5 protein-coding genes and 1 pseudogene are annotated in these 4849 nt (G+C 41.8%); 2 read left to right on the top strand and 4 right to left on the bottom strand.

The window, feature by feature from the left end:
- A pseudogene (locus FGQ85_RS17865) lies at window positions 1–140 on the top strand (IS200/IS605 family transposase); the annotation flags it as partial.
- A gap of 171 nt (window positions 141–311) precedes the next feature.
- On the opposite strand, the gene FGQ85_RS17860 reads toward FGQ85_RS17865, so the two are convergent.
- On the bottom strand, window positions 312–815 hold the full coding sequence (locus FGQ85_RS17860; RefSeq protein WP_138374129.1) for a DedA family protein: 504 nt from the start codon (window positions 813–815) through the stop codon (window positions 312–314).
- A gap of 200 nt (window positions 816–1015) precedes the next feature.
- Here FGQ85_RS17860 and FGQ85_RS17855 point away from each other — a divergent pair, with 200 nt between their 5' ends.
- Window positions 1016–2365 (top strand): amino acid permease, encoded by a 1350-nt coding sequence (locus FGQ85_RS17855; RefSeq protein ID WP_138374128.1) that lies wholly within the window; start codon window positions 1016–1018, stop codon window positions 2363–2365.
- Between the two features lie 56 nt (window positions 2366–2421).
- Here the strand turns inward: FGQ85_RS17855 and FGQ85_RS17850 are convergent, their stop codons facing one another.
- The 3 genes from FGQ85_RS17850 to FGQ85_RS17840 form a co-directional block, all read right to left on the bottom strand.
- On the bottom strand, window positions 2422–2817 hold the full coding sequence (locus tag FGQ85_RS17850) for a LysM peptidoglycan-binding domain-containing protein (protein ID WP_087167891.1): 396 nt from the start codon (window positions 2815–2817) through the stop codon (window positions 2422–2424).
- Window positions 2818–3565: 748 nt separating this feature from the next.
- Window positions 3566–3793, bottom strand: a complete 228-nt coding sequence (locus FGQ85_RS17845) for a hypothetical protein (protein ID WP_138374127.1) — start codon at window positions 3791–3793, stop codon at window positions 3566–3568.
- A 7-nt stretch (window positions 3794–3800) separates the two neighbouring features.
- Entirely contained in the window at window positions 3801–4673 is an 873-nt protein-coding gene (locus tag FGQ85_RS17840; RefSeq protein ID WP_171028010.1) for a M56 family metallopeptidase, read from the bottom strand.
- Window positions 4674–4849: the final 176 nt, after the last annotated feature.

The raw sequence follows: 4849 nt of genomic DNA, 5'->3' as shown, positions 1-4849 counted from the left end.
CAGAAGGATATTATGTAAGTACGGTAGGATTAAATGAAGCAACAATAAGGAAATATATACAAGAGCAAGAAAAACATGATATCGCATTAGATAAGTTAAGTGTAAAGGAATATGAGGACCCTTTTAAGGGGAGCAAGTAGTACAAATACCCCTTGAGGGGTAGCAAAAGAGGCAAAGGCAAGATGGCTTGAACAAAGTGAAAGCCAGCGTCTTTAGGCGCTGGCCAGTAGTAGAGGCTTATAGCCTCAGTGCAAACCACCCGTTGGACGGGTGGTCATGGTTTTAGACTGTTCTGCCTGCACAAAGTCCTGTCACGCCAGTATCGCTGTTTCACCGAGGAAATAGCCGGCACCTACAAACACCAGATTCCAGATCAGAACACCAAAAAAGGAACTGACGGTGTAGGCCCAGAAATTCATCCGGATCATACCTGCCGGAATGGAAATCAAAGTGCGGGCAACAGGGAGCAGCTTACTGATAAAAACACCTATGCAGCCCTTTTTCCGAAGCATCTCCATTTTTTCCCGGATGAGCGGCTCCTGCTTTGGAAATTTCCGGAAGTACCAGCCCAGCACGGTCTTTCCGCCGAGGCGCCCGATTAAATACAAAAGCCAGCTTCCTATCAGTCCGGCCAGAACGGTCAGAATCAGTACAACGCCAAAATGAATTTCTCCTTTGGATGCCCAGATACCGGAAAGAGGCATGATGACACCCGCAGGGAACCCCGGCAGATTGAGGTATTCCAGAAGAACAATCAGAAAAATAAAAAATGCTCCATATTGTAAAAAATAATCTGTCAAAATCTGAATGCTCATAGTCCATTTCCTCCTTTGCTAAGTATAGGATACCCTCTAAATCTAAAGGAGACTTGCAATAGTTTCTTAAGATTTCATAAAGAATGACAGTCGCGGAGCGGTCGGATTTATGTTATACTATCAGACATAAAACTAAAAAGAGACAACTTCTGTATGCATGATGAATATAGATAGACTATGAGGAAAGGGGATGGTTTCAGATGCAGCAGAGAAGTGATTCAGGAAGACTGAAAAAGAACCTGGGACTTGCAACTGCCACTTCAACCGTTGTGGGCTGTGTGATTGGTTCCGGTGTCTTTTTTAAACCACAGGCGATTTTTACCGCAACAGGAGGTGCTCCCGGTCTTGGCATTCTGGCCTGGTTGATTACCGGTCTGATCAGTATCGCAGGCGCACTTACTTTTTCGGAAATCGCAATCCTGATTCCGGAAACCGGAGGGATCCCGACTTATATCAGCAGGATCTACGGACCAAAGCTTGGGTTTCTTGCCGGATGGTCCCAGATGGTTCTTTTTTATCCGGCCATGATCTCTGCGTTGGCTGTAGCCTTTGCACAGCAGGCTGCGCTGTTTGTCGGAGACGCGGTGATTGTACCGCTTGCGATCCTTGTGATCTTTTTTATTGTGTTTTTGAATACACTTGGCTCCAAAATCGGAGGCGGCATCCAGATCCTCTTTACGGTGTGTAAGATGATTCCGCTGATCCTTCTGACTGTTTTTGGATTCTGGAAAGGCACCGGCAATTATCCGGTTTTTGAGCCGATGATCGGGGATGGGCTGAATCCGGCCGTCGTAATGGGACAGCTCATTGTCGCTGTATTGTTTGCATTTGAGGGATGGACATCCGTAGGCGCAATCGCCGGAGAGATGAAGAAACCTGCCAGAGATCTTCCGATTGCTATCATCGGCGGAGTTTCCATTATTACAGGAGTATATTGCATCGTCAATATTGCTTACCTTCAGGTACTTCCGGCATCGGAGCTTGCCACCCTTTCAGCGCCTGCATCCGCGGTGGCCATTGTGCTGTTCGGGGATATGGGCGGACGTATTGTATCGGTTGGAATCATGATTTCGGTATTCGGGGCATGCAACGGATTTATCTTTTCTGGATCCCGTGTCGCTTATTTCCTGGCTGACAAGGGAAGCCTTCCTGGAAGCAGACGCCTTGCAAGGCTGAATAAAAATCAGGTGCCGCCGAACAGTCTGATTCTGGTCGGAACGATTGCTGCCGTGCTTGCCCTGACAGGACAGTTTAATCTTCTGACAGATCTGGCTGTCTTTTCCAGCTGGACCTTCTATACACTGACTTTTATCGGTGTGATGAAATACCGGAAAGACCGTCCGGATCTGCACCGTACCTACCGGGTACCAGGTTATCCGGTCGTTCCGCTGATCGCTATTGCAGGCGGTATCTATATTATTATTAACCAGCTGTTCCTCTCCGGTATGCGTGCGTGGCTCATGTCGGTATTCAGCATTTTGCTGACGCTGGTAGGTTTACCGGTATACTATGCGGTACCGCGCGGGAAAAAGAAGAAAAATATAGGATAACAAACAGGCCTCCTGTACCGGGTATGTGGTACAGAAGGCCATAAATGGGAAACGTCCTACTTATATTCGGTGTCATAATAGGTAATGATCAGGGACTGCCCTGGAATCAAACCACTGGACTTCATGTGATTGAGCTTTCGGATCTCACTGACATACTCGCGGTCAGAAGAGACCGAAGGCTCATTGTATTCTTCGGCCAGACTGTGAAGCGTATCTCCCGCCTTTACCTCAATATTCTTATAATATTTGAAATAGGACGGATCTTCCTCACGGCTTCCCCTGGCACTTGATAAAAAGCTTCCAAGAGTAAATGATGTAACTGCCACAAGTAAAAGAAGTAAGATAAAAAGAAATCTTCTCTTACGTGCGGCACGCTTCCTTTTCGCGTGCTGCTTTCTCGCGGCTGCGCTTCTGGCTGTTCTTGTATGAATCGTAGCTGTAGTTCCCTGCATAGTCTCAATCCTCCTCTATCGATCCCTGTCAGGTCTTCTCTTTTGAAAAAGTGTATCCGGTTTCTAAAAAACTATTCACCGTTCAATGGCGAACGTTTGTTCTTTCTGTAATTAAGTATAACGTCCAAACATATGTTTGTCAATCACTTTTTCAAAAGAAGACGGAACAAGGAACGGCGCTCAGAGAAAGAGACCTTGATTCCTAAAGCTCTTCCTGTTCGAGGAGGTCTTTACAGGTATTGAGCATGTTCTGGCTTCCTACAGCGCACAGCGTCAGCCGGCTGCAAAGTTCATTCAATTGTTCTGCGAATTTGCGCAGTTCTTCGTTAGTTGCACGTAAAACCTCGCTGTATGCGGACTGCTGGTTTTCCGGTATAGAATCAATTTCCGCAATCTTTGGACATTCGCCGTGTGATGATTTGATATTCTAACATATTGTGATCATCATCGATGTATTGCTCATGACTATGATACAATATCCGCTGAGGATGACCAGCTCTGTCTTTTTCATTTTTCCATCTAACCATAGCGGAAGCCATCCAAAGAACGGCAAGCTGACTGAAAAATACCCGAAAGATAACTTAATGGAAGATGGACTGCGTATAAAATATATGTCTTCATTATAGGTCCTGGTTTATACTTTTTATGAAAGATTGGGAATTTATTGGTTGGTTTGACTGTAAAAGTGAATAAAGATATGGAAAAAAATCCCCTGCAAATTAATCAGTCCTAATTTGCAGGAGGAGGATTACGCAGGTATCCAATTTCCGATCCATTTTTGAGTTCTTGTATTGTATTGTCTCTTATGAACTTTTCCATCAATTATTTTATATCGCCAAACAATTTCATCAGCTCTGTATGACATTGTTTCTTTCATAGTTTCAGGCTGTTCATATGCTAAAGCTGGAACTTCTGCTAAAATTAGCAGAAAACATAACAGAAATACATTAAGAATTGGTTTAATATGTTTATTCATACGCCATTTACTCCTCTTTAATAATAGGAATATCAGAAAAAGACTCTTCTACAGAAGTTTGATCAATAGTGCTAAGATATTCATCATTTACGTATAAATGATACTCTCCTTTTTCTTTTATTAAGTAAGCATTATCAGGTGTGATAGAAAAAGTATCAGATTGAACTTCTTCTGGTATTTCGTGTGAAGCTGGCTCAAAAACAATAAACATTGAAAACATCAAAAGGGAAATCAAAAATAATGTTTGCACGCCATTAAAAAGGGTATGTCGTTTGGTTCTTTTTGCATCTAGCAATCGCTGAACTCGAATTTGCAACGAACCTTTTTCTACAAGAGATAAATCATAATGCACCTGGGAAACAGTTTTATTTGTGCCAGTGGCAAATGCTTTAGATACACGAAGGAGAGACTCAGCATAATCCAGCTTCTCTCTTTTATCAGAATTTTTTATAACTCTTTGATCTGTACATAATTCCAAAGCTAAATTTGCATCTCGTTTTAACAAATAAATACATGGATTCCACCAATGAAAACAAGATAAAACATCTAAAAGGAATTTAATCCAAAGGTCGTGATGACGATAATGTTCTAACTCGTGTAGAATAATAAATTTCAAATCCTCTTCAAGTATTCCTTTTTGAGGTAGAATTAATATAGGACGTATTACACCAAAAATCGATGCAGTTTTTTCTGGCGTAACTGCAATACGTAAAGAATGAATACCAGATTTTTTAATAAATCTTTTGTACACTTCTGAATCTTCCTCATTCAGAATATATTTTTTGAGCACAGACCGAACCGAAATACGTCTAGCAATAAACCGTGCCAAAAGTATCAATGATACTATAATCCAAATGCCAAATAAAATATCTGATGGCATAATGATCCGTCCAAAGAAATGAAAATGGTAATATAATATATCACCAATTTTCATTAGAATATTCTTAAAATAAATTGAATATGTGAATGGAAAATTAATACTGAACTGAAAAGTTTATTTCCACTTTAAATGGGCTAAAGTGGATTTTAGTCTTACGCTTATTTCTACTTCCATTC

Source organism: Pseudoflavonifractor sp. BSD2780061688st1 E11 (assembly GCF_005844125.1).
Lineage (GTDB): Bacteria > Bacillota > Clostridia > Lachnospirales > Lachnospiraceae > Sellimonas > Sellimonas catena.
This window is presented reverse-complemented; position numbering and strand designations above follow the sequence as displayed.

Excerpts from the sequence above, each read along its gene's own strand:
- FGQ85_RS17860 (WP_138374129.1), bottom strand. The coding sequence starts at position 815 with ATGAGCATTCAGATTTTGACAGATTATTTTTTACAATATGGAGCATTT.
- FGQ85_RS17855 (WP_138374128.1), top strand. The coding sequence starts at position 1,016 with ATGCAGCAGAGAAGTGATTCAGGAAGACTGAAAAAGAACCTGGGACTT.
- FGQ85_RS17850 (WP_087167891.1), bottom strand. The coding sequence starts at position 2,817 with ATGCAGGGAACTACAGCTACGATTCATACAAGAACAGCCAGAAGCGCA.
- FGQ85_RS17845 (WP_138374127.1), bottom strand. The coding sequence starts at position 3,793 with ATGAATAAACATATTAAACCAATTCTTAATGTATTTCTGTTATGTTTT.
- FGQ85_RS17840 (WP_171028010.1), bottom strand. The coding sequence starts at position 4,673 with ATGCCATCAGATATTTTATTTGGCATTTGGATTATAGTATCATTGATA.